The following is a 24,201-nucleotide window of genomic DNA, read 5'->3' as shown; positions in this document are numbered from 1 at the left end:
CACCGATCTGCACGAACCCCACCCCATGTCCACCCCCCAGCCAACGCCGTTGAGCCTGCAAAACCTGCAGTCGGTCGTGGACACGCTGCCGGTGGCGTTCTTTGTCAAGGACCTGGACAGCCGCCTGCTGCTGGTCAACAAGACCTGCGAAGACGTGCTGGGGGTGCCCTTCGAAGACCTGCGCGGCACCCGGGGCGACGCGTACTACACCCCCGAGCAACTCACCCGCACCCAGGAAAAGATCCAGGAATCCCTGGCGTCGGGACGCACCGTGCGCTACGAGACCCACTACTGGAACGCCCAGCACGGGCAATGCCGCTGGGGGCAGACCTCCCTCAAGCCGGTCTACGACGCGCAGGGCCACCCGCTGTACCTCATGGGCACGACGGTCGACATCCACGCACAAAAGCAGCTGCAGCAACTGCTCGACGGCGAACGCACCCTGCTGGAAATGATGGCCCGCAACGCACCGTTGCCGGACATCCTGGACACCTATGCCCGCAGCTACGAAGCAACCTTTTCCGGCATGCTGTGCGCGATCCTGCTGTTCGATGCCGACGGCATGCACCTGCGCCACGGCGCCGCCCCCAGCCTGCCGGCGGCCTATTGCCAGGCCATGGAGCGCCGGGCTGCAGGCCCGCACCTGGGCTTTGGCGGCACCGCCGTGCCCCCGCCGCAAGACACCGTGGTATCCGACATCGCCACCGACCCCCTGTGGCAGGACCACCGGGACCTGGCGCTGGCGCACGGCCTGCACGCCTGCTGGTGCGCCCCCATCGTGTCGTCCAAAGGCCAGGTGTGGGGCACGTTTGCGGTCTACCACGCCACGCGGCGCACACCCCGCGCTGAAGAGCTGCAGGCCATCCAGCGCGGCGCCTACATGGCCGGCCTGGCCATGGGCCACCACGCCGCCGAGCGACAACGCCAGGCCGACCAGGAGGCCCTGCACGAAGCGGTGCTGCACACCCGCACCATCCTGGACAACATCCTTGACGGCGTCGTCACCGTCAGCCAGCAGGGTGTGATCCAGTCCTTCAACAAGGCGGCCGCCACCATCTTTGGCTACCAGCCCGAAGAGGTGCTGGGCAGCAGCCTGGGCATCCTGCTGCCCGAAGGCCTGCGCAACCGCCAGGACAGCCTGCTGCGGCGCCACACCCGCACCGGCCCGGCCGACTTCGTCGGCACGCAGCGCGAAGCACAGGGGCAGCGCAAGGACGGCACCGTGTTCCCCATCAGCCTGTCGGTGTCCAAGATCACCCATGCCGGACAACCCCTGTTCATTGGCGTGATCCGCGACATCACCCTGCGCCGCCAGAGTGAGCAGGAGATCCGGCGGTTGGCCTTCTACGACCCGCTGACCGAATTGCCCAACCGGCGCCTGCTGACCGACCGGCTCCAGCAGGCCATGGTGACCTCCGCGCGCACCGGACAGCACGGTGCCGTGATGTTCCTGGACCTGGACAACTTCAAGCAGCTCAATGACACCCATGGCCACGACGCCGGCGACCTGTTGCTGCAGCAGGTAGCCATCCGCCTGCGGACCTGCGTGCGCGAGGGTGACAGTGTGGCGCGCCTGGGGGGCGACGAGTTCGTGGTGCTGCTGGAAAACCTGAGCCCGTCGGTGGTGGACAGCGCCACCCACGCCGAACTGGTCGCCAGCAAGATCCAAAGCGCCCTGGGCCAGCCCTACAACCTGCGCGGCCTCGTCTGCAACAGCACGCCCAGCGTGGGCATTGCCGTGTACCTGGGCGACAACGAGGGCACGGACGACCTGCTCAAGAAGGCCGACGTGGCCATGTACCAGGCCAAGGCCGCCGGGCGCAACACGGTGCGGTTCTTCGATCCGGCCATGCAGGCGTCAGTCAACGCCCACGCGGCACTGGCGCACGACATGCGCCGCGGCCTGGCCCGGCACGAATTCATGCTGCTGTACCAGTTCCAGGTGGACGTCCACGGCATGCCCACCGGAGCCGAGGCGCTGCTGCGCTGGAACCACCCCACGCAGGGCATGGTGTCACCGGCGCAGTTCATTCCCCTGGCCGAAGAGTCCGGCATGGGGCTGGCGCTGGGCCGGTGGGTGCTGGAATCCGCCTGCAACCAGCTGCGGGTATGGGCCGATCAACCCGTCACCCGGCACTGGACGCTGGCGGTCAACGTGAGCGCCTCCCAGTTTGCGCAGGCCGACTTCGTGGCGCAGGTCGCATCGGCGCTGCGCCAATCGGAGGCCAGCCCCCAGCGGCTGACGCTGGAGCTGACCGAACGCATCGTGATGGACCACCCGGATGACACCCGGGTCAAGATGAACGCCCTCAAGGCCCTGGGCGTGCGCCTGTCGCTGGACGACTTCGGCACCGGCTACTCGTCCCTGCTGCACCTGCAGCAGCTGCCGCTGGACCAGCTCAAGATCGACCAGTCGTTCGTGCACGACCTGCTGGCGCACCGCGGCGAGGCCTCGGTGGCGCGCTCGGTGGTTGCGCTGGGCCACAGCCTGGGCCTGACCGTCATTGCCGAAGGCGTGGAGACCGCCGGGCAGCGCAACCTGCTGGCCGACCTGGGCTGCGACGCCTTCCAGGGCTATTACTTCGGCCGACCCACCCCCGCGGGCGAGCTCACCCACCACTGAGCCGCCGCGCCCTACTGCCGCGCATTGCGGACGTTGGCCGGCAGGCGCTGCGGGTGGCTGGTGCGAAACGGGTTGATGTCCAGCCCGCCGCGGCGCGTGTAGCGCGCATACACCGCCAGCTTCAGCGGCTTGCAGCGCGTCCAGATGTCCATGAAGATGCGCTCCACACACTGCTCGTGGAACTCGTTGTGGTTGCGAAAGCTCACCAGGTACTGCAGCAGGCCGCCCTGCTCAATCTGGTCGCCGGTGTAGCTGATCTGCACGCTGCCCCAGTCGGGCTGGCCGGTCACCAGGCAGTTGCTCTTGAGCAGGTTGCTGGTCAGCACTTCCGACACGGGCGCTTCACCCGGCGTCACCGTGAGCAGATCGGGCGCCGGCGTGTAGCGGGTGCATTCGATGTCGAGCCGGTCCAGGTTCAGGCCGTCGAGCTCCTGCAGGGGTTCGCGGTCGAACATCTCGGGGCCCACCAGCGTGACACCGATGGACGCCGCCCGGGCCGGATCGGGCGCGTTGCGCCACACCGCTTCGGTGATGTCGGCCCGCAGACGCTCGCGCACGGCATTGGCGTCGGCAAACGGCGTGTTGTTGAAGCTGTTGAGGTAGAGCTTGAACGACTTGCTCTCCACGATGTTGACCGACTCGCAGGGCACGGTGAAATGCGCCAGCGCCACCTGGGGCTTGCCGCGCAGGTTGAGCCAGCTCAGCTCGAACGCTGTCCACATGTCGGCGCCAAAGAACGGCGCCGCACCGTCGATGCCGATCTCGGCGCGCTTGCCGGCCCGGGGAATGGGAAACAGCAGCGACGCATCGTAATGATCCTGGTAGGCCGAGGCCTTGCCGAGCTGGGATTGTTCAGGAGTGTTCATGGGGGTCACGCCGCAGCCGGTTGCCCGGCCGCCTGTAAATGGGGAATCAGCACACCAAGCATCTGCGCCACGGGCTCCGGGGGCAGGTCATGGCCCATGCCGTCAATGCCCACCAGCTGCGCGCCGGCAATGCGCCGCGCCGTGTCCTCGCCATGGGCATAGGGCACCAGCGGGTCGGCCCGGCCGTGCAGCACCAGTGTGGGGCTGCTGATGCGCGCCAGCTGCGCCGCGCGGGTCACGTCGGACAGGATGGCCAGCATCTGGCGCGCCGTGCCGGCCGGATGGAAGCTGCGCTGCACGCCTTCCAGAATGCGCGCGCGCAGCTCCGGTTCGGGCGTGGGGTAGGCAGGGCTGCCGATGACCCGGAACAGCTGGACGAAATGGTCCACCACCGCCTGCGGCTGCCGGCTGGCCGGGCGGCGCAGCAGGGCCCGCACCACCTCGGGGCGCGCCTGCGGCAGGCCCTTGGCGCCGCTGCTGCTCATGATGCTGGTCAGGCTCAGGGTGCGCCGGGGCGCCGCAATGGCCACGCGCTGCGCAACCATGCCGCCCATGCTGGCGCCCACCACGTGCGCGCGCTCCACGCCCAGGGCGTCGAGCACGCCCAGGGCATCGGCCGCCATGTCGGTCAGCGTGTAAGGTGCCCGCGGCACCAGCCCCAGCTTGTGCTGGAGCCCGGCCCACAGCAGGCTGGGCGTGCCCAGGTGGTCGAAGGACTGGCTCAGGCCCGCATCGCGGTTGTCCATGCGGATGACGCGAAAGCCGGCGTCCACCAGCGCCTGCACCAGTTCGCCCGGCCAGGCCACGAGCTGCATGCCCAGGCCCATGATGAGCAGCACCACGGGGCGGCTTGGGGCGCCGGTATCCACCGCCGGGTCCGCGGCCGAGTCCTCCACTTCAATATCGATGCCGTTTGCTCTGATTTTCATAGCTGTCTGCGCAGGCTGTACGCAGGCTACAGGCCTTTTTGGCTCTGATTGTCGCGCCGGAACACATACCGGTCGTGCGTTGACAGGGCCTGGCTCCACGCATACCCCTCCATGGCGAACGCCCGCAGGTCCTCGGGCTTGACCACCTGGTGGGTGGCGGCAAACCGCGCCATCAACCCGCGCGCACGCTTGGCCATGAAGCTGATGACCTTGTACTGGCCGCTCTTGAATTCCTCGAACACGCACTCCACCACCCGCGCCTTCAGCGCCCCGGTGTCGACCGCCTTGAAATACTCCTGCGAGGCCAGGTTGATGACCACCGGGCTGATGTCGGCCTGCAGGCGGGTGTTGAGGTAATCGGAAATCTGCGTGCCCCAGTACGCGTAGAGGTTGCGCCCCTGCGGGTTGGCCAGGCGGGTGCCCATCTCCAGCCGGTAGGGCTGCATCAGGTCCATGGGGCGCAGCACGCCGTACAGGCCGCTGAGGATGCACACATGGTCCTGCGTCCAGGCCAGGTCCTGCGGGCTCAGGGTGCGGGCGTCCAGCCCCTCGTACACATCCCCATTGAACGCCATCAGCGCCTGGCGGGCGTTCTGCTCCGTGGCCTTGGGCGACCACGCCAGGTAGCGCGCCACATTGAGCGCGGCGAGCTTGTCGCTCAGCGACATGAGCGAGGCAATCTGCTGCGGCGACTGCGTGCGCAGCAGCGCAATCAGGGCCTGCGACTGCTTGACAAACAGCGGCGGTGTGTGGGGAAGTGGCCCCAGAGGGGTTTCATAGTCGAGCGACTTGGCGGGCGAGAGAAGAAAGAGCATGCCGCATTATCCTGAAAGCCTGCCCCATAATCACTGCGCCATGGCCATACCCACACACTCCACCCCATCCGCCCCCCCGGCTGCGCCCCGCGCCGTGGTGCAGCTGCACTTTGACCGCCCCCCGTCCAACGGCAGCGGTCTGCTCGGTAGCCTGCTGGCGCGCCGCCCGGCGCAGGCCCCGGCCGAGGCGCTGGGGGTGCGCTTTCATGCCCAGTGGAACGGCGTGCGCGCCCGGCCAGCACAGCTGGCGCGCTACCGCACGGTGTGCGACCTGCCTGCGGGCCCCGCCCTACCCTTGCTGTACCTGCACGCCCTGGCCATGCCGCTGCACATGGCCATCCTGAGCCACCCCGCATTTCCGCTGCGCCTCCTGGGACTGGTGCACTGGAGCAACCGGATCGAATCCCTGCAGCCGGTCGCCAACGACGCGGTGCTGTCGCTGGAGTGCACGCTCAACGGCATCACGCCCACCGAGCGCGGCCAGTCGTTCAGCCTGCACACCACCGCCCGCGTGCAGGGCGCCGTCGTGTGGCGGGAAGTCAGCACCTTCCTGTCGCCCCTGGCCAAAAGAAAATCGGACCCTGCAACCAAGGCCCGCCCGGCCAGCGAAGTGCCGGAGCCCGACTGGGGCGCCCCCGTGGCGCAATGGCCGGTTGCAGCCAACGCCGGACGGCGCTTCGCCGGCCCCTCGGGCGACTGGAACCCCATCCATGTGAGCGCCTTCACGGCCCGCCTGTTTGGCTACCCGCGCGCCATTGCCCACGGTCTGTTCAGCGCGGCGCGCTGCCTGGAGCTGCTGCAGGCCGACCGGCCGGCCGGCCACCCCGTGACGCTGGACCTGCGCTTCAAGCGCCCGCTGCTGATTCCCGGATCGGTGGCGCTGCACACCGCGCCCGAAGGCCCTGCCACCCGGTTCGTGCTGCGCGTGCAGCCCACGGGCGAGCCGCATATTGAAGGTGTTTTTCAGGGCTGAATCAGCCGCTGACGCCCGCCACACCTGCGCAGACAGCTACCAATTCAATAGCAAGACACCACGCGACCTGACCGGCTGTCAAGGGTGCCACGCACGCGGCTGGAGCGCGAAGGCCTGGGCCTGCTGCGCCACCTCTACCCAGACGCACTCGCCGTTCTTGCGCTTCATGTGCAGGACGGCTGTGCGCGCCAGCCCCTGGATGTGGCGGGTCACCACATCCATGACCCACCCGTGGGTGATGACCAGCACGCGCTGGCCGGGATGGTGCTGGCCGATGGTGTCGAAGGCGCCCAGCACGCGGTCCGCGAATTCGTCCATGGTCTCGCCGCCGGCAAATTCGGCGGCCGGGTTGCGCCGCAGAATCTGCTCCAGCAGCACCGGGTTCAACTCGGCCAACTCCTGCTTGGGAATGCCCTGCACGGCGCCAAAGTGTTTTTCCTTGAGCCCTTCATGGCAGGACGGCGATGGCAGACCCAGCGCCGCCGCCACGATTTCGGCGGTTTCCCGCGCCCGCACCAACGGACTGCTCCAGATCGCCGAGAACCCGGCTTCGGCCAGCGGTTGCGCCATGGCATGGGCCTGCTGGCGCCCCAGTGCGTTGATGGGCACGTCCAGCCAGCCTTGCAGAACGCCCTTTTTGTTCCAGTCGGTTTCGCCGTGGCGGGCGATGCAGAGGTGCGCCGCCGGCACCCCGCCAGCGCGCCCATGCAGCCCGTCGCCAGGCCCCGGCGCTCCGCGGCGCTGGCCTGTTTCAGCGACCCCGGTGGACAACTGCGCAGCCATGCCACCAGTGTGCGCCCAAATGCGCGGTCGTGGGGCGGCGTTGCGTCGGGGTTTACACGCAGGCGCCGGGCCCACCGGGCACCCGCACCCAGCCTTCCATGATGCGGCGCGCCGAGCGGCTCATCAGCGCCTTGTGCACCTGCCACTGGCCGTGCACCTCCTGGGCCTGCGCCCCCACCTCCAGGCGTCCGGAAGGGTGGCCAAAACGCACCTGCCCGTCGGCGCCCGCCGGCGCCACCCGGTGCACCAGTGTTCCGGGAATGGCAGCCGCCACGGCAAGGGCCACGGCCCCGGTTCCCGTCATGGCGTGGTGCAACTGGCCCATGGAAAAAATGCGCGCCAGCAGGTGGATGGACGCGCCGTCCACCACCCGGCCATCGGACGCCGTATAGGTGGCCGGACTGGCCACCAGCGCAAGCTTGGGGGTGTGCGGCCGCAGCGCGCTGGCCTCCTGCGCACTGGCTGCCAGGCCCATGGCCACGGCGGCGCGGGCGCGGATGGCCTCGGCCCGCGCCAGCAGGTCGGCGTTGCCATTGACATCGCCCTGCAGCTCCGTGCCGCGCAGGCCCAGGGTAGCCGCCGCGATAAACACAGTGGGGTTGCCCGCGTTGATCAGGGTTGCCTCCACCACCCCGACCCCGGGCACATCCAGCAGGTCCACACGCTGGCCCGTGGGAAACAGGGCAGCACCCGCGCCCGGCTGCGCACCGGACGCCGGGTCCATGAATTCCAGCCGGATTTCGGCCGCAGGAAAAGCCACACCATCGAGCATGAAATCGCCCTCCTCCTGCACCGCCCCACCGGCCATGGGCACATGGGCCACGATCTGCTTGCCGATGTTGGCCTGCCAGATGCGCACCGTTGCCACCCCGTCGGCGGGGGCTGCCACCAGACCGCTGCTGATGGCAAACGGCCCCACGGCCGCACTCAGGTTGCCGCAGTTGCCCGACCAGTCGATGACCGGCTGGCCCACGGCCACGGCGCCGAACCAGTAATCCACATCGCAGTCGGCACGCAGGGACTTGGCCACGATGACCACCTTGCTCGTGCTGGACGTGGCGCCGCCCATGCCGTCGATCTGCTTGGCATAGGGGTCCGGGCTGCCGATGACCCGCAACAGCAGGCGGTCGCGCTCGGCAGAGTCTGCCGGCAGATCGGGCGCGTGGAAGAAAACGCCCTTGCTGGTGCCGCCGCGCATGTAGACGGCGGGAATTCTGAGTTGTGTCACGTCAAGCCCTCATCACTGCGGCGACCACTGCGCCGCAGGCGGAATGCTCTCACATCTCTGCTCCGGCGCAGCGGCACCCGCACTGGGCAAGCCCAACCCTTTGCCCTACACTGGCGCCCACTGGACACCCCGGGAGCGTGCGCATGTGGCCATTTACGCAGACAGAGGGCCCCGACAAGATCGACATCCAGCTGGACTTCTGGGGCGATGCGGGGGCGCCCTCGTTCACCGTGAAACTGGTGACCGAAGACCAGACGGCGCTGGAAGGCTTCGGGGAAATCCGGGGCACCGACTTTCGGCTGTGCAACATCAAGACCCACCCCGCCTACCGCCAACGGGGGTTCTGCACGACGGTGGTGGGCACGCTGATCGGGGCGGCCAGGGCCCGGCGCTGCACCACCTTCACGCTGGAAGACGTCTCACCGAACAACCCCGAAGCCATCGCCGTCTACCAGAGCTTTGGCGCCGTGGCCCTGCCGCCCGGCAAACCCGGGGGCCATGCCGATTACCGGCTCACGCTCTGAACGGGCTCCCGGCCACCGCGCTCACGCAGTCGCAGGCAGCCGGGCCAGGAAGGCCGGCGGCACCGGCGTCACCTTGCGGTCCTGGGGGGCAATAAAGACGATGCCGATCTTGCCCAGCGCCACTTCGCGGCCGGTTGCCAGTTCGCTCATGCGGAACTGCAGGTCAAAGCCGTACTTGTTGAAATCGGCCGGGAGCATTTCCACGCGCATGGTCTCGCCATGGAAACCCTCGGACTTGTACTGCGCCACGATGTCGCCCACGACGATGAGCGCGCCCTCCACCCCCGACTCGAAATAGCCCAGCGACTTGAAGAAGCGCACCCGCGCCTCCGACACCAGCGTCAGCAGTTGCGCGTTGTCCAGATGCCCGCCCTGGTTGACGTGGCTGATGTAGATGGCCATTTCCGTTGCGAAGCTGTAACGGGGTGCCGGGGTGAGCTGGATGCGTGGCATGGGAGCGAAATGTAAAAAAGGAATGACAACGGGCGCACAACGGCCCACCCCGGACTGTACCCGCGCGCCCTAGGCGGTCCGCGCAAACTGCGCGGGCGTCTGGCCGCTCCAGCGCCGAAAGGCCCGGGAAAAGGCGTTTTCATCCGAAAAACCCAGCCGCTCGCCCACCGCCGCCACCGCCTGGCCGCCACGCAGCGCCTGCGCCGCCATGTCGTACAGCAGCGCCTCGCGCAAGCCCTTGAAGGAAATGGCCTCGGCCGCCAGCTTGCGGTTGAGGTTGCGCCCGCTCATGCCCAGCTGCTCGCCAATGCGCTCCTTGCCCCAGCGCGGGTTGGCCCGGATCAACTGCTGCACCTGCGCCGATACGCTGCCCTGCGCCAGCGATGCCAGCATGTCATCGGCCAGCCTGCGCAGGTGCGCGTGCAGCGACTGGCCAGCCTCGATGAGGCTGTGGCCCAGCTCGGCGGCGTCCATGCTGACGCCGTTGCAGGGTTGGCCGAACCGCACCGGGCAACCCAGCAGCGCTTCGTACGCCGCCACGTCGGCGCGGGGGGCATGCATGAACAGCACCTCGCGCGGGTGAAACCGCCCGTTGGTCATCCAGCGCGCCAGACTCACCACGCAGCCCAGCGCCGCCTCCACCCGTTGGTCGCGGCACACCGTGTACTCGGGCTGGTAGCGCAGCAGCATGGTGCCCGGACTGGCCTGGGTCTCGAAGCGGGCGTTGTCACCCACGATGGGGGCGTACTCGGTAAGCACCTCCAGCGCATCGCCCAGCGTGTCGCAGCTGAGCAGCAGCATGCCCACGATGTCCAGGTGGCCGGCCTGCAGGTCGGTCCCCGCGCGCAGCGCCGCCAGCGGATCGACCGTGGCATTGGCGAACAGGGCCCACAGGGCGTCCTGCTGGGCCATGGGCACGCGGGCATTGTGGGTCAGCGCCTGGCGCAGGTCATTGGGCACGCTGACGCCGTGGCGCTGGGCGGCTTCCAGGATGGCCTGGGTGAATCGGGCGGTAACACTGAAGTGGTCTTGCATGGCGGTCAACGGCGGTGGCGGGCCTGTCCCGAATGGACGTGCGCGCTGTCCCAAATGGAATGGGACGAAGCGCCAAGTTTGCCCTAAAGTTCCGCCATATCCGAGGATCGGGGGGCAGCAGCGTCGCTGGGGCCCACCCGGACCCATGCTGAACGAGGAGACACCCCCATGGTACCCATTGACCAGGTCCACCTGAGCTTCAACCCGCAGACTCTGAGCGTACTCAACGCGGTACTCGGGCTGGTGATGTTCGGCGTGGCCCTTGAACTGCGCGTGGACGATTTCAAGACCGCACTGCGCACCCCCAAGGCCCTGGCACTGGGTCTGCTCGGCCACCATGTGCTGTTCCCGGCCATGACCTACGGGCTGATCTGGATCCTGCGGCCCGAACCCAGCATCGCGCTGGGCATGATCCTGGTGTCCGCCTGTCCGGCCGGGCACATCTCCAACTTTCTGGTCCACCTCTCCAAGGGCAACACGGCGCTGTCGGTCAGCGTGAGCGCACTGTCCACGGTAGTGGCCCTGTTCATGACCCCGCTGAACTTCGCCTTCTGGGGCAACCTGCACCCCATCACGGCCGGACTGATGAAGCAGGTGGCCATGAGCCCGTGGGAAATGCTGGAAGTGATCGTGATGCTGCTGGGCGTGCCGCTGGTGCTGGGCATGTGGGTGGCGCGCCAGTACCCGGCTTTGGCGCACAAGCTGCAAAAGCCCATGAAAATCCTGTCGCTGCTGATTCTGCTGGGCTTCATCGGCGGTGCGCTGGCGGCCAACTTCCAGCACTTCATCGCCTACATCCAGCTGGTGGTGGGCGTGGTGTTTGTGCACAACCTGATGGCACTGGGAACGGGTTATGGCCTGTCCACCCTGATCGGCCTGCCCGAGCGCGACCGCCGCGCGATCACTTTCGAGATGGGTATCCAGAACTCGGGCCTGGGGCTGATCCTGATCTTCAACTTCTTCGACGGCCTGGGCGGCATGGCCATCGTCACGGCCTGGTGGGGCATCTGGCACATCGTAGCGGGCATGAGCCTGGCCACCTTCTGGAAGAACCGCCCGCCGCAGCCCGCGCTGGCTGCAGGAGCACAGGCATGAGCCGCGTCCTCATCACTGGTGGCGGCGGTTACCTCGGCAGCCAGCTGGTGGCGCGGCTGGCGGCATTGCCGGCGGCCCAGCGCCCGGCCGTGATCGTGTCGCATGACATTCGGGAACCCAAGACACGCCTGCCCGGCGTGGAATACGCCGTAGTCGACATCCGCGCGCCCGAGATGGCCGACATCATCGGCGCGTACGGTATCGACACGGTCGTGCATCTGGCGTCCATCGTGACGCCGGGCAAGGGCAGCAACCGGGCCTTTGAATACGACGTGGACGTGAACGGCACCCACAACGTGCTGGAAGCCTGCGTGCGCCACGGCGTCAAACGCATCGTGGTGTCCAGCAGTGGCGCCGCCTATGGCTACCACGCGGACAACGCCGCCTGGCTGACCGAAGACATGCCGGTGCGTGGCAACGAGGTGTTTGCCTACGCGCACCACAAGCGGCTGGTGGAAGAAATGCTGGCCAGCTACCGCAAGACCCACCCCCAGCTGCAGCAGGTGGTGCTGCGCATTGGCACCATCCTGGGCGCCACCGTGCGCAACCAGATCACCGACCTGTTCGAGAAACCCCGCCTGCTGGCCATCCGGGGCTCCGACAGCCCCTTTGTGTTCATCTGGGACCAGGACGTGGTGGGCATCATCCTGCGCGCCGTTTCCGACGGCCCGCCGGGCATCTACAACGTGGCGGGCGACGGCGCGCTCACCATCCACCAGATTGCCCAGCGCCTGGGCAAGCCCACGCTGCAGCTGCCCGCCTGGCTGCTCCAGGCCGCGCTGGCCGTGCTCAAGCCACTGGGGCTGACCCAGTACGGCCCCGAGCAACTGGACTTCCTGCGCTACCGCCCCGTACTGCTGAACACCAAGCTCAAGACGGCGTTTGGCTACACGCCCACCTACACCTCGGCCGAGGTGTTCGAGCTGTACCGCCAGGCACGGTCCCAGGCCGCCACCGGGAGCGTCTGACCATGCGCACGTTTGCCGGGCGCAGTGTCGTCATCACCGGTGCCGCCGGTGGCCTGGGGCAGGCGCTGGTAGCGGCCTTTCTGCAGGCCGGTGCGCAGGTGCTGGCGCTGGACCGCAACGCCGCGGCGCTGGACGCCTTGCCACGCCCCGCGCCCACCCGCGGTGCGAGAAGCGATGCCCCCGCACTGGTCACCGCCGTCTGTGACATCACCCAGCCCCACGCCTGCGATGACGCCATCGCCCAGGCCGTGGCCCTCTGGGGCGGTGTCGATGTGCTGATCAACAACGCCGGCATTTCCCACCGCAGCCTGTTCGCCCAGACCGACCCCGCCGTCATCCGCCGGGTGATGGAGGTGAATTTCTTCGGCGCCGTGCACATGACCCATGCCGCCCTGCCCCACATCGTGGCCCGCCACGGCGTAGTGGCGGCCGTCTCCAGCGTGGCCGGTTTCGCGCCGCTGATGGGGCGCACCGGCTACTGCGCCAGCAAGCACGCCCTGCACGGCTTCTTCGACACCCTGCGCACCGAGGTGCAGGACCTGGGCGTGCAGGTCACGCTCGTCAGCCCGTCCTTCATTGCCACCGGCATCGGCGCGGCCGCGCTGGGCGGCTCCGGCACGTCGGCTACGTCCCCGCGCATCACCACCGGGGGCGAGTCGGCCCCCGAGGACATTGCCCGGCAGATCCTGAACGCGCTGGCGCACGGCCAGACGCAGCTGCTGCCCGACCGCACCTCGCGCCTGGCCTGGTGGGTCAGCAAGCTGGCACCGCGCTTTTACGCGCGCACCATGCAGCGTCGCGTACGCGCCGAATTTGAATCCTGATAAAAACACAAGGAGACCCCACCATGCACGCACGCACACCGCAACGAAGGGCCGGCATCCTCTGGGCCGGCGCGCTCGCAGTGGCACTGCTGGCCTCACCGGCCGGCGCAGTACCCATCACCGTCAAGGACCCTGAGGGCAAGCCGGTCCCCACCGTCATGGTGAGCCGCCAGCCGGTCAAGCCCGCGGTGGTGGATACCTCGGATAACGGCTATCCGACCAGCGGCCGGCCGCAGCAGGCCTACATCGAGCTGGCCCGCTTTACCGACGCGCAGGGGCACGCCGACATTCCGCCGGCCGAGCACCCCTGGAAAATCCGCCTGCGCAAGCCCGGTTACCAAGACCTCACCGTCATGGCGTCGGACCTGGGCAGCAAGGCGCTCGTGATGGCTCCCGAACACGATGCTGCCGCGCTGGCCGCGCAGCAGCCGGCCAACGCGTGGTCGTCCACCATCGACTTTGGCAACGTGGATCTGAAGAAGGAATTCATGTTGCAGTGCAACTTCTGCCACCAGCAAGGTGGCCCCTTGCTGCGCCGGGAGCGCTCGGCCGACGAGTGGAGCGCTGCCATCAAGCGCATGGTGCGCTACGGCGCCCGCCTGTCCAGCGAAGGGCAGAAGGAGATTCCGGCCCTGCTGGAAGCCCACTGGAAGAAGATCCACGCCAACCCGGCACTGGTGCCTGCCGGCACGCCCTGGGCCCCGGCCCTGGCCAAGGCCACCATCCGCGAACTGCCCATTGGCGACAGCATGTCGCAGATGCACGACCTGCTGCTGCACTCCAATGGCATGGTGTACGTGGGCGACAACCTGCAGGACCGGGTCTATGAAGTGGACCCCGCCACCGGAAAGTACACTGTCTACAAGATCGCGCCCCGACCGGGCGAGCAGCTCGGCGGCCTGCTGGCGGGGCGCCTGCACGATTTTCCCAAACACGAGACCTACCAGGGCATCCACTCCCTGGCCGAGTCGCCCAAGGACCACCACATCTTCATCACGCCTTCGTACCAGCGGCGCCTGATCGAGTTCGATCCGCAAACCAAGGCTTTCACCTACCACGACATGGACGGCGGCTTCTACCCGCACACCGTGCGCTTCGATGCCAAGGACCGGGTCTGGTTCACGCTGGCGCTCTCCAACCAGGTGGGCATGTACGACCGGGCCACCCAGAAATACACCCTGTACGACCTGCCGTTTCGCAGCCTGATGGAGCGCATAACCGTCAAGCTCACGCCCTTCATCTTCAAGCTGCTGGGATGGGGCATTCCCATTGCCAACTACGTCAAGGTCGACCATGTCTCCACCGGCGTGCCCCTGCCCTACGGCATTGACATCACGCCCGATGGCAAGGCCTGGATCGCGCGACTGCACACCGATGAAATTGCATCGATCGACCCGGACACCGGCACGGTGACCATGATCAAGACCCCGTTCAAGGGTCCCCGGCGCCTGCGCAGCGACAAGGACGGCAACCTGTGGATCGTGGCGTTCAACGAGTCGCAGATCGTGCGCTACACCCCCAGCACCGGCGAGTTCCTGCGCCTGGACCTGCCCGTCGTGCCCAAGGGCAGTGACACGCCCTACTCCCTCAACGTGGACAAGGCGCGCCACCAGGTGTGGGTCAACGGCACCAACTCCGATTCGGTCTACCGCTATGACATCGCCACACAGACCTGGAGCATGTTCCCCATGCAGCGCCATGTGACCTTCACCCGCGACGTGGAGATCTCGCCCAAGGGCCAGGTGTACGTGACCAGCGCGTCCTTCCCCAGCTGGCACATCGAGGATGGCCAGCCCACGCTGATCGAAATCACCCCACGCTGAGCGCCACCGGCCATGCAGATCTCCATGCCCCGCTTCTACCTCTCCTGCCTGTTGGCCTTCACCGGCGGGCACATGGTCAACTACACCGTCATCCTGTACCTGCAGGAGAAGGTGGGGTCGGACTGGCTCTCGGGCATTGGCTTTGGCCTGTCGTTCGGCAGCTCCATCGTGTTTGGCTGGTTCGCCGGCGTCCTGTGCGACCGCATCGCCCCGGCGCGCGTGATCCACGCCGCCCAGGCCCTGTTCCTGCTGTGCCTGGCCGGTCTGTGGTGGACCGATGCAGGCGCCACCGGAACCGCCCGCGTGGTGTGGACCCTGTGCTCGGCCTTTCTGGGCGGGCTGGCGTGGTCGTTTGTCGGCCCGGCCCGGCTCGCCACCCTGGGGCAGATTGCCCCCGCGGACCGGCTCAAGCCGGCCACCATCATCTTCAACCTGCAGGTGCTGCTGGGCTTTGGCCTGGCACCCGTGGTCATTGGCGTGGTGCGCAGCCACTACGGCTGGCCGGCGGTGTTTGCCACCGGCATGGCCCTGTTTGCCGCCTCCTCGCTCCTGCTGCTGGGCACCCGCACGCACGGCAGTGACCGCCCCAGCCAGGGCGTGGCACGCGAACTGCGCGAGGGCTTTGCCGCCGTGCGCGCCAACCCCTTGCTGAGCCAGCTCATCGGGGCGGCCATCCTGGCCTACGCCATGACCGGGCCCATGCAGATCCTGCTGCCCAAACTGGCGCGCGAGGTGCTGGGCCTGTCGGAACTGCAGCGTGGCATCTACCTGGGCCTGATGGCGCTGACGCTGATCCTGGGCGGCGTCTCGGCCCTGCTGCTGGGCAAGCATGTGCGCCACGGTGCCGCCATCTTTGCCGGCACCGTCGCCGCCAGCCTGCTGTTTGCGTCCCTGGCCTGCTGGAGCAGCGCGGCGGTCTCGGCCACGGCGCTCGGTGGCATGGGCCTGCTGGGCGGCATGGTGATCAGCTTCGTCATTGCCGGCATCCAGGGCCAAGCACCCGAGGCCCTGCGCGGACGCATCATGGGCATCTACTCCATCATTTCCCAGGTGGTTCCCGCTGCCTCGGGCGTGGCCGCCGGCGCGCTGGTGCGCGCCACCGGCACCACCAGTGCCATCGCCGCGGCGGGCGTGGGGCTGGCCACCATGGCGTTGCTGGCCGCGCTGGCCATGCCGCATCTGCGCCGCCTGCGTGCCTGAGCCATGCGTGCCCCGAAACGTGGTCTGACCCTCTTCCTGCTGGTGCTGCTGGCCGGCGCAGTGCTGGGGTGGCGCCTGTCCGGCCACGGCCTGCAGCACGACGCGCCAAGAACCCTGCCCTGGACGGTGCCCGACTACCGGCCCGCCCAGGCCTCGCACCGGGTGTTGCCCGATGGCCGCCTGCGCATCGAGATCACACACCTGCCGCTGACCGGCATTCGCCCCGAGATGCTGGCCTGGTGGTACCGCAAGCTGCCCATTTCCACGGTTGACATTGGTGGCGTGCGCTACCCGTTCTACCATGTGTTCCACCCCACCGAGCACGGCCGCATCCGGGTGGTGGAACCCGCACTGGACGGCCAGCCGGGCATGGGAGTCGGGGCCCTGGTCGAACGCGAGGAATGGTTCGGCCCGTTCGACAGCAAGGGCGCCGGGCGCGTGACCCGGCTGGATGCCACCGGCATGACGGTCGTTCCCGAAGTGGCCGGCCTGCGGTTTGGCGAAATCGACCATCTTTTCGATGCCACCCCCACCGGCACCCAGTACCGGGTGGTCAGCACCATCGGCGTGGAGTGGCCGGTGGTGGGCGGAATGGTCAACTGGGCCATCCGCCGCGCCATGTACCCCGAGGCCATGCTCCGGCACTGGGAGCGCCACCAGATCGAGGAGGTGGGCATGCTGCAGCATTTTCTTGCCACGCTGTACGCGAGCCAGCCGCAGGGTAACGCCTACCGCCTGACGACTCCGGTGCAGCCCGGGTCTGGAGGTCCGACACCATGATGATCCTGGCTCTGCTGCTGCATGCCGTGTGTTCCCTCTTTCTGGTGGGTGCGCTCAGCCACCAGGCCGCGGCCACCTGGCGCCGGGCGCCGGCGACGGGACGCCCCGCGGGGGTGGTTGCCGGTTTTGCCGCGGTCCGCGCACCGTTGTATGCGCGGGCCATTGCCATCAGCTACGTGCTCACCATGGTGCTGGGCGACGTGGTGTACGGGCCGTACCGCGTGGACGTGAAAACCATGCTGTTCGACCTACAACTGTGGCCCTGGAACGGCGTGTTCGAGATCAAGGAACACCTCGTGGCGCTGGGTTTCTTCCTGCTGGGGCCCTACCTGGTGCTGTGGCGGCTTCCGCTGGACGCCGCACAGGCGCGCAGCCGGCGCCTGCTCACCACCGCACTGGCCACCATCGTGTGGTACGCGCTCGTGGCCGGCCATCTGCTCAACAACCTGAAAGGCGTGGGATTCTGATGGAGCACACCCCTTCTCCCCTGGGGCGCTGGACACTGGCCGCACTGGTGGCCGGCGCGGCCTACGTGCTGGCGTATTCGCAGGACCTCACGCTGTTCTTCTACTACCCCATGGTGGGCGAGTGGCACTGGCAGCCCCAGGGCGAGGCGCTGGGACCGCGCATCACCTACTACGGCTGGAAGGCCATCGGCCTGCTGGCAGGCGGCGCCGCGCTGTTGCTGCCCCGCCGCTGGACGAATCGCCTGCCAGACGATACCGTGTGGGTGGGCGCACTGCTGCTGGCCGCCGTGGTCTGCGTGCATGAGAGCCACTGGTTTCTGAAATGACCCACCTTCACACACTCCTGCGGCGCGGGGCCATGGGCCTGCTGTGCGCCACCGCGCTGGGCGCTTGGGCCAATGGCACGCCCTTCTTCTTTCCCCAGGGCCGCAGCGACGCCAACAGCCCCAATGCCCTGGTGTATGCCGGCAACATCAAGGACACGCAGGGCCGCTATGTGGATGACGTGCAGATCCTGGTGATCGCGGAGGACCTGGGCATGACGATTCCGGTCCGCAACGACCGCCCGGGCCACTACCGCACGCCCGATGTGCATGGCTGGATTGAAAACCTGGGTGGCAAGGTCAACCCGGAAAAAATCCGCATCGACATCCGCAAGCGCGGCTACGTGCTAGCCCGGCCGGTGGCCATTCCGCGGCGCATCAGCGGAGTCCATTCGGTGGACATCGTGCTCCAGCCCACCGGCAACTAGTGCAGCAAAAGGGGCACGATCAGCCCCCCATCGCGCCACAGGCGGTTGGGGCCGCGGGGCAGTGGCCGTGCACCCCGAACACCGAGGTTGCGTTCATAGATTTCCGCATAGTTGCCCACCTGCGCCACCATACGGTTGGCCCAGTCCGGCGGCAGGCCCAGTGCCGCGCCCGTTTCGCCCGCTGGCCATTGTCCGCGCACGCCCGCCTGCTCCGCCGTGGTGTGGTCGACGCCCGCATGCTCGGCATCCAGCAGCGCGTAGACGGCCCAGCGCACGATGCGGGCAAAGTCCGCGTCATCGCTGCGCAACAACGGTGCCAGCGGCTCCAGGCGGTTGTTCGCTGGTGCCTCCAGGAAATACACCGGGCCAAACTCCAGCTGTCCCGGCGCCTCCCGTGTCAGGGCCCAGCTCAGCCGGTGGAACACGAGGTCGATGCGCGGATCGGCCAGGAACTCGTGCACCGTGTCCAGCGCCACGAAGCGCACCTGCGAGGACGACCCGAGCACGGCTGCGGCCACGGCGCGGCACAGGTCGATCTCCAGTCCCTGGAAACTGCCGTCGGGCTGGCGCTGGGAAAACCCCGGGTCCTGGGGGGCCACGCCGCACACCAGTTGCCCCTGCTGGCGCAGGGCGTCCAGGCGTGTTCCGGCATGCCCCGCCGAGGCCCCCGCGCACAGGACGATGAACAGCAGAAAAACGCGCAGCGTATGGCTTAATGGCATGCGCAAATTATGGCTGCACATCCACCCCCTCACCTGCCGCGCCGCAACCTGCTGCTGGGTGCCGTGGCCTGCGGCGCCCTGGGTGCCGGGGCCCTGGCGCAGACGCACGCACCCGAGCGCCGGGTGATCGTCGTCGGTGCCGGCATGGCCGGCCTGTCAACCGCCTGGGCTCTGGAGCAGGCCGGCTGGCACGTCACCGTGCTGGAGGCCAGCACGCGCGTTGGCGGACGCAACTGGACCGTGCGCACCGGTGATGTGGTGCCCGACTTGCAGGGGCAGCTCCAGCGCTGCACCTTTTCCGAGGGGCAATACCTCAATGCCGGCGCCTGGCGCATCCTGCCCTGGCACCACCGGGTGCTGCAATGCGCCACCCGCCACGGCGTTGCACTGGAGCCGCTGTGCGCCGACCCCAACCTCGGCGATGCCACGGCCCTGCAACCCGCTGGCGGCATGGAAGCGCTGCCCCGGGCCCTGGCGCAGGCGCTGCGCGCCCCGGTGCGCACCGCCACCAGCGCGCTGGGCATCCAGCGCACCGGGCTGACCGGCCAGAAAGGGGTCGTCGTATGGGCGCGCTGCGGAGTGCGCACCGAACGGCTGGAAGCCGACTACGCCGTGCTGGCCCTGCCGCTGGGCCAGCTGGCGGCTCTGGAACTGGAATTGCCACGCGGGATGCAACAGGATCTGCAGGCGGTGCAGACTGCCGATGCGATCAAGATCGCGTTCGAAACGGACGGCACCTGGGCCGGGCCCAACACCCCGGGCGGGCAGCACCTCATCCTGCCCCCCTGCGGAAGCACTCCCGTGCCCCAGCGGATTGCCTGCGTGTATGGCAACGGCCCGGCTATCGCCCACACGTTCACCGGCTCGCGCGCCCAGCAGATTGCACGCGCCCGCCAGTTGGTGCGCCCCGCAGCCCGGCTGGCCGTACAGGACTGGCACCACCCGCTGGTGGTGCAGTGGTCCCGCATGCCTTTTGCGGGTGGCGCAGCAGCGCGCCTGCACGCCGCTGCCACCCAGACCCTGGAGCAACTGCAACGGGGCCTGCCCCCTGTCTTCTGGGCCAGCGATGCGCTGTCTCCCCTCAACGGGTGGCAGGAGGGCGCACTGGCATCGGCCGAACAGGCCGTGCAGGCGCTGCTCGCACACGACGGGCACGCACGCAGCAGCGGTTCAGGACGCTGACAGATCGGCGCCGTTGTCTTCCAGCAGCGACCGCAGCAGGGAGCGGTGGCACCGGCTCTCCACCTCGCAATAGCAGCCCATGGAAAAGTTGGTCTGGTGGGACAGCGCCGCCAGCAGTTGCAGGGTCCGGCTGTTCTCCGGCGTGGCCATCTCGGCCCTGTACGCCTTGCCAAACGCTGCCCAGTCCTTGGGGCTTTCGGCCTGTTGCGCCAGCTTCATGGTCTCGACCGACGGTGCCAGGTTGGGGTACCAGACGTCATACCAGTTCTGGGACGCGAACTCCGACTTGGGAACGCCGCGCGGCGGGCGGCGCACGGTTCCCATGCGCAAGCCCTCGTTGGGTGCGCGCGGAGTGCCGAGTCGGACAATGCGAATGCTCATGCTTGCTTTCTCCTGTGAAGGGCCGCTCAGGTACCCGCCCTCTGCAACAGCCAGTAACCCACAAGGCCGGCGCCCACGACCCACAGCGCCACGACCACCCCGGCCGCCGCCATGCTGCGGGGCCGTTCCAGGACCGCATCGGCCTTGGCGCGGGATTCCTGCAGCACGGGCACGGGCAGCAGCCGCACCACCAGCCAGATGCCCAGCGGAAGCAGTAGCACATCGTCCAGGTACCCGAGCACGGGGATGAAGTCCGGGATGAGATCGATCGGGCTGAGCGCATACGCGGCAATGGCCACGGCCAGTATCCGCAGATACGCCGGGGTGCGGGCGTCCCGGGCCGCAAAGTAGACCGCGACCGCATCCCGCTTGATGCGGCGTGCCCAGTCTTTGGCGGTGGTGAATGGCGACATGGGGTTCACTGTAATCCCGAACGGGCCCCGCCCGTGCGTCCGCCCCATTTCAACCCCGAATTTAGGCATGAAAAGTGCCTGCAGGCACCGCATTGCCTGCGCAGACAGCTATGAAAACAGTAGCAATAGCCGGCACGCGCCCGTGCCCCGGTAAAATCGCCTGCTCTGACAGAACTGATGCCACCATGACCGACACCGCTTCCACCCCTCCCGCACAGCCCGGCCTGCAATCCCTCTCCAAATCGTTCGAGCCCGCCGCGCTGGAAGCCCACTGGGGCCCCGAGTGGGAAAAGCGCGGCTACGGCGTGGCCGGCTACCGCGGCACGCAAGCCCCCCAGGCAGGCCAGCCGGCCTTTGCCATCCAGCTGCCCCCACCCAACGTGACCGGCACGCTGCACATGGGCCATGCGTTCAACCAGACCATCATGGACAGCCTGACGCGCTACCACCGCATGCTGGGCCACAACACGGCATGGATTCCGGGCACCGACCATGCCGGCATTGCCACGCAGATCGTGGTGGAGCGCCAGTTGCAGGACCAGAAGGTCAGCCGCCACGACCTGGGCCGCGACGCCTTCGTGAAGAAAGTGTGGGAGTGGAAGGAAAAGAGCGGCAACACCATCACCACCCAGATGCGCCGCATGGGCGATACCGTGGACTGGAGCCGCGAGTACTTCACCATGGACGAGAAGCTGTCCAAGACGGTGACCGAAACCTTTGTGCAGCTGTATGAGCAAGGCCTGATCTACCGCGGCAAGCGCCTGGTCAACTGGGACCCCGTCCTGCAAAGCGCGGTGTCCGACCTGGAGGTGGAGAGCGAAGAGGAAGACGGCTCGCTGTGGCACATCCGCTACCCCCTGGCCGACGGTTCCGGCGACATTACCGTGGCCACCACGCGCCCCGAGACCATGCTGGGCGACGTGGCCGTGATGGTGCACCCGGAAGACGAACGCTACACGGCGCTGATCGGCAAGCAGGTCACCCTGCCCCTGTGCAACCGCACCATTCCCGTGATTGCCGACGACTACGTGGACAAGGCCTTTGGCACCGGTGTGGTGAAGGTGACCCCCGCCCACGACCAGAACGACTACCAGGTAGGCCAGCGCCACAAGCTGCCCATGATCTGCGTGCTGACGCTGGACGCCAAGATCAACGAGAACGCCCCCGCCGCCTACCAGGGCCTGGACCGCTTCGTGGCACGCAAGAAGGTCGTCGCCGATCTGGAAGCCGGTGGCTTCCTGGTGGAGGTGAAGAAGCACAAGCTGATGGTGCCGCGCTGCGCCCGCACCGGCCAGATCATCGAGCCCATGCTCACCGATCAATGGTTTGTCGCCATGAACCAAGTCGGCAAGGGTGACACCACGGGCAAGTCCATCACGCAAAAGGCCATCGACGCCGTGCAGTCGGGCGAGGTGAAGTTCGTGCCCGAGAACTGGATCAACACCTACAACCAGTGGATGAACAACATCCAGGACTGGTGCATCAGCCGCCAGCTGTGGTGGGGTCACCAGATTCCTGCCTGGTACGACGAAGACGGCAAGGTCTATGTGGCACGCAACGAAGCCGAGGCGCAGGCCAAGGCCCCGGGCAAGACCCTGCGCCGCGACGAGGACGTGCTCGACACCTGGTACTCCTCTGCCCTGGTGCCCTTCAGCACCATGGGCTGGCCCCAGCAGACGGACAGCGCCACCGACGACTACAACCTGTACCTGCCCTCCAGCGTGCTGGTCACCGGCTACGACATCATCTTCTTCTGGGTCGCCCGCATGATCATGATGACCACGCACTTCACCGGGCGTGTGCCGTTCAAGCATGTGTACATCCACGGCCTGGTGCGCGACGCCCAGGGCAAGAAGATGAGCAAGTCCGAGGGCAACGTGCTCGACCCGGTGGACCTGATCGACGGCATTGCGCTTGGCCCCCTGCTGGACAAGCGCACCACCGGCCTGCGCAAGCCCGAGACCGCACCCGCCGTGCGCAAGAACACCGAAAAGGAATTCCCCGAAGGCATTCCCGCCTACGGCGCCGATGCCCTGCGCTTCACCTTCGCCGCGCTGGCCTCGCTGGGCCGCTCCATCAACTTCGACAGCAAGCGTTGCGAGGGTTACCGCAATTTCTGCAACAAGCTGTGGAACGCCACGCGCTTTGTGCTGATGAACTGCGAGGGCCAGGACTGCGGCCTGCAGGACGGCACCCAGTGCGACACCGCCGTGCTGGACTTCAGTGCGCCCGACCGCTGGATTGTCTCTCTGCTGCAGAAGACAGAAGCCGAGGTGGCCCAGGGCTTTGCCGACTACCGCCTGGACAACGTGGCCAACACCATCTACGACTTTGTCTGGAACGAGTTCTGCGACTGGTATCTGGAGATCGCCAAGGTGCAGATCCAGACCGGCAGCGACGCGCAAAAGCGCGCCACCCGCCGCACCCTGATCCGCACGCTGGAAACCATCCTGCGCCTGGCCCACCCCATCACGCCCTTCATCACCGAAGAGCTGTGGCAGAAGGTGGCACCGGTGGCCGGGCGTGCCGGTCCATCGGTGGCGGTGGCCGCCTACCCCGTCTGCCAGCCGGAGCGCATTGACGAGGCGTCCCTTGCCCACGTGGCCAAGCTAAAAGGATTGGTGGACGCCTGCCGCAACCTGCGCGGCGAGATGAATGTCTCCCCCGCCGCCCGGTTGCCCCTGTTCGTGGTGGCGCAAACCGCCGCCGAGGGTGCCTTCCTGCAATCGTCCGCCGCGGTGCTGCAAGCCCTTGCCAAGCTCAGTGAAGTCAAGCTGTTCGACAACGAAGCGGCCTGGCAGGCAGCCGCCCAGTCGGCCCCCGTGGCCGTGGTGGGCGAAGCCCGCGTATGCCTCTTTGTGGAAGTGGACGTGGCGGCCGAGAAACTGCGCCTGGGCAAGGAAGTGGCACGTTTGGAAGAACAGATCACCAAGGCCAATGCCAAGCTCGGCAACGAAGCCTTTGTGGCCAAGGCACCTGCGGCCGTGCTGGAGCAGGAGCGCAAGCGCGTGGCCGACTTTGGATCCACGCTGGAAAAGGTGCGCGAGCAACTCAAGCGCCTGGGCTGATGGGCCCTTTCCCCAGTAAAAAAGGCCACCCTCGGGTGGCCTTTGTTTTGGCAAGCGTTGGCAAAAAACTTAGCGCCGACGCAGCACGTGGATGAATTCAGCGCCCTCGGTTTGCTGCTCGAGCAGGGTGTTGCCGGTCTGCTTGGCAAAGGCCTGGAAGTCGCGCAGGGAGCCCGCGTCGGTGGACACCACCTTGAGCGTCTGACCGCTCTCCATGTCGGCCAGGGCCTTTTTGGCCTTGAGGATGGGCAAGGGGCAATGCAGGCCGCGGGTATCAATTTCTTTGTCGATCAGCATA

General features: G+C 67.6%; 25 protein-coding genes. 14 read left to right on the top strand and 11 right to left on the bottom strand.

All coding sequences use genetic code 11. The features are described from left to right. Positions 1-25: 25 nt before the first annotated feature. Complete coding sequence (locus AC1Q5W_RS09635; protein ID WP_492645407.1) at positions 26-2,623, top strand: sensor domain-containing protein; 2,598 nt, start codon at positions 26-28, stop codon at positions 2,621-2,623. An 11-nt stretch (positions 2,624-2,634) separates the two neighbouring features. Here the strand turns inward: AC1Q5W_RS09635 and queF are convergent, their stop codons facing one another. The 3 genes from queF to yaaA are packed head-to-tail and all read right to left on the bottom strand — an operon-like array spanning position 2,635 to position 5,233. Continuing rightward, positions 2,635-3,489, bottom strand: coding sequence for an NADPH-dependent 7-cyano-7-deazaguanine reductase QueF (queF, locus tag AC1Q5W_RS09630; protein ID WP_492645406.1), 855 nt, complete (start codon positions 3,487-3,489; stop codon positions 2,635-2,637). Positions 3,490-3,494: 5 nt separating this feature from the next. After that, on the bottom strand, positions 3,495-4,418 hold the full coding sequence (locus tag AC1Q5W_RS09625; protein ID WP_492645405.1) for an alpha/beta fold hydrolase: 924 nt from the start codon (positions 4,416-4,418) through the stop codon (positions 3,495-3,497). A 26-nt stretch (positions 4,419-4,444) separates the two neighbouring features. After that, a complete protein-coding gene (yaaA, locus tag AC1Q5W_RS09620; protein ID WP_492645404.1) occupies positions 4,445-5,233 on the bottom strand; it encodes a peroxide stress protein YaaA in 789 nt (262 codons plus the stop codon). A gap of 40 nt (positions 5,234-5,273) precedes the next feature. Between yaaA and AC1Q5W_RS09615 the strand changes: the two genes are divergently transcribed. Beyond that, complete coding sequence (locus AC1Q5W_RS09615) at positions 5,274-6,206, top strand: MaoC family dehydratase (RefSeq protein WP_492645403.1); 933 nt, start codon at positions 5,274-5,276, stop codon at positions 6,204-6,206. A gap of 78 nt (positions 6,207-6,284) precedes the next feature. Here AC1Q5W_RS09615 and AC1Q5W_RS09610 read toward each other — a convergent pair whose 3' ends face one another. Both AC1Q5W_RS09610 and prpF read right to left on the bottom strand, forming a co-directional pair. Continuing rightward, positions 6,285-6,989: a histidine phosphatase family protein gene (locus AC1Q5W_RS09610; protein ID WP_492645402.1), complete on the bottom strand. Its 705-nt coding sequence runs from the start codon at positions 6,987-6,989 to the stop codon at positions 6,285-6,287. 52 nt (positions 6,990-7,041) lie between these two features. After that, positions 7,042-8,217: a 2-methylaconitate cis-trans isomerase PrpF gene (prpF, locus tag AC1Q5W_RS09605; RefSeq protein ID WP_492645401.1), complete on the bottom strand. Its 1,176-nt coding sequence runs from the start codon at positions 8,215-8,217 to the stop codon at positions 7,042-7,044. A gap of 143 nt (positions 8,218-8,360) precedes the next feature. Here prpF and AC1Q5W_RS09600 point away from each other — a divergent pair, with 143 nt between their 5' ends. Then, positions 8,361-8,741 carry a GNAT family N-acetyltransferase gene (locus tag AC1Q5W_RS09600; protein ID WP_492645400.1) on the top strand — a complete coding sequence of 127 codons (381 nt, stop codon included), beginning with the start codon at positions 8,361-8,363 and terminating at the stop codon, positions 8,739-8,741. A 21-nt stretch (positions 8,742-8,762) separates the two neighbouring features. Here AC1Q5W_RS09600 and AC1Q5W_RS09595 read toward each other — a convergent pair whose 3' ends face one another. Both AC1Q5W_RS09595 and AC1Q5W_RS09590 read right to left on the bottom strand, forming a co-directional pair. Further along, complete coding sequence (locus tag AC1Q5W_RS09595) at positions 8,763-9,194, bottom strand: acyl-CoA thioesterase (protein ID WP_492645399.1); 432 nt, start codon at positions 9,192-9,194, stop codon at positions 8,763-8,765. A 69-nt stretch (positions 9,195-9,263) separates the two neighbouring features. After that, positions 9,264-10,229: an AraC family transcriptional regulator gene (locus tag AC1Q5W_RS09590; RefSeq protein ID WP_492645398.1), complete on the bottom strand. Its 966-nt coding sequence runs from the start codon at positions 10,227-10,229 to the stop codon at positions 9,264-9,266. A gap of 168 nt (positions 10,230-10,397) precedes the next feature. Here AC1Q5W_RS09590 and AC1Q5W_RS09585 point away from each other — a divergent pair, with 168 nt between their 5' ends. Genes AC1Q5W_RS09585 through AC1Q5W_RS09545 form a run of 9 tightly spaced genes read left to right on the top strand, consistent with a single transcriptional unit; the run spans position 10,398 to position 18,137 of the window. Further along, entirely contained in the window at positions 10,398-11,324 is a 927-nt protein-coding gene (locus tag AC1Q5W_RS09585) for a bile acid:sodium symporter family protein (RefSeq protein ID WP_492645397.1), read from the top strand. Next, positions 11,321-12,292 carry an SDR family oxidoreductase gene (locus tag AC1Q5W_RS09580; RefSeq protein WP_492645396.1) on the top strand — a complete coding sequence of 324 codons (972 nt, stop codon included), beginning with the start codon at positions 11,321-11,323 and terminating at the stop codon, positions 12,290-12,292. The genes AC1Q5W_RS09585 and AC1Q5W_RS09580 overlap by 4 nt, the downstream gene beginning before the upstream one ends. 2 nt (positions 12,293-12,294) lie before the next feature. Continuing rightward, complete coding sequence (locus tag AC1Q5W_RS09575; RefSeq protein WP_492645395.1) at positions 12,295-13,116, top strand: SDR family oxidoreductase; 822 nt, start codon at positions 12,295-12,297, stop codon at positions 13,114-13,116. Between the two features lie 23 nt (positions 13,117-13,139). After that, the gene (locus AC1Q5W_RS09570) at positions 13,140-14,939 is read left to right on the top strand and encodes a Vgb family protein (RefSeq protein ID WP_492645394.1); all 1,800 of its coding nucleotides are present in this window, start codon (positions 13,140-13,142) and stop codon (positions 14,937-14,939) included. Between the two features lie 12 nt (positions 14,940-14,951). After that, positions 14,952-16,139: an MFS transporter gene (locus AC1Q5W_RS09565; protein WP_492645393.1), complete on the top strand. Its 1,188-nt coding sequence runs from the start codon at positions 14,952-14,954 to the stop codon at positions 16,137-16,139. 3 nt (positions 16,140-16,142) lie between these two features. Then, the gene (locus AC1Q5W_RS09560) at positions 16,143-16,919 is read left to right on the top strand and encodes a hypothetical protein (protein ID WP_492645392.1); all 777 of its coding nucleotides are present in this window, start codon (positions 16,143-16,145) and stop codon (positions 16,917-16,919) included. Continuing rightward, positions 16,916-17,386 (top strand): hypothetical protein, encoded by a 471-nt coding sequence (locus tag AC1Q5W_RS09555; RefSeq protein ID WP_492645391.1) that lies wholly within the window; start codon positions 16,916-16,918, stop codon positions 17,384-17,386. Before AC1Q5W_RS09560 ends, AC1Q5W_RS09555 begins: the two co-directional genes overlap by 4 nt. Next, positions 17,386-17,712 (top strand): hypothetical protein, encoded by a 327-nt coding sequence (locus AC1Q5W_RS09550; RefSeq protein ID WP_492645390.1) that lies wholly within the window; start codon positions 17,386-17,388, stop codon positions 17,710-17,712. The genes AC1Q5W_RS09555 and AC1Q5W_RS09550 overlap by 1 nt, the downstream gene beginning before the upstream one ends. Continuing rightward, positions 17,709-18,137, top strand: a complete 429-nt coding sequence (locus tag AC1Q5W_RS09545) for a hypothetical protein (RefSeq protein ID WP_492645389.1) — start codon at positions 17,709-17,711, stop codon at positions 18,135-18,137. The genes AC1Q5W_RS09550 and AC1Q5W_RS09545 overlap by 4 nt, the downstream gene beginning before the upstream one ends. Here the strand turns inward: AC1Q5W_RS09545 and AC1Q5W_RS09540 are convergent. After that, positions 18,134-18,859 (bottom strand): type 2 periplasmic-binding domain-containing protein, encoded by a 726-nt coding sequence (locus tag AC1Q5W_RS09540; protein WP_492645388.1) that lies wholly within the window; start codon positions 18,857-18,859, stop codon positions 18,134-18,136. The genes AC1Q5W_RS09545 and AC1Q5W_RS09540 overlap by 4 nt on opposite strands. Before the next feature lie 9 nt (positions 18,860-18,868). Between AC1Q5W_RS09540 and AC1Q5W_RS09535 the strand changes: the two genes are divergently transcribed. Beyond that, positions 18,869-20,041: a flavin monoamine oxidase family protein gene (locus AC1Q5W_RS09535; RefSeq protein WP_492645387.1), complete on the top strand. Its 1,173-nt coding sequence runs from the start codon at positions 18,869-18,871 to the stop codon at positions 20,039-20,041. Here AC1Q5W_RS09535 and AC1Q5W_RS09530 read toward each other — a convergent pair. After that, a complete protein-coding gene (locus AC1Q5W_RS09530) occupies positions 20,030-20,422 on the bottom strand; it encodes a DUF488 domain-containing protein (protein WP_492645386.1) in 393 nt (130 codons plus the stop codon). The genes AC1Q5W_RS09535 and AC1Q5W_RS09530 overlap by 12 nt on opposite strands. Positions 20,423-20,448: 26 nt before the next feature. Then, positions 20,449-20,835 carry a YkvA family protein gene (locus tag AC1Q5W_RS09525; protein WP_492645385.1) on the bottom strand — a complete coding sequence of 129 codons (387 nt, stop codon included), beginning with the start codon at positions 20,833-20,835 and terminating at the stop codon, positions 20,449-20,451. Positions 20,836-21,020: 185 nt separating this feature from the next. Between AC1Q5W_RS09525 and AC1Q5W_RS09520 the strand changes: the two genes are divergently transcribed. Then, positions 21,021-23,903: a valine--tRNA ligase gene (locus AC1Q5W_RS09520; RefSeq protein ID WP_492645384.1), complete on the top strand. Its 2,883-nt coding sequence runs from the start codon at positions 21,021-21,023 to the stop codon at positions 23,901-23,903. Between the two features lie 69 nt (positions 23,904-23,972). Here the strand turns inward: AC1Q5W_RS09520 and AC1Q5W_RS09515 are convergent, their stop codons facing one another. Continuing rightward, positions 23,973-24,200, bottom strand: coding sequence for a sulfurtransferase TusA family protein (locus tag AC1Q5W_RS09515; RefSeq protein ID WP_492645383.1), 228 nt, complete (start codon positions 24,198-24,200; stop codon positions 23,973-23,975). Between the last annotated feature and the right edge of the window lies 1 nt (position 24,201).

This window comes from Rhodoferax sp. MLSD5-FHT05B10 (genome assembly GCF_058793415.1).
The sequence above is the reverse complement of the archived record's forward strand: the minus strand, read 5'-3'. Positions and strand labels throughout refer to the sequence as shown.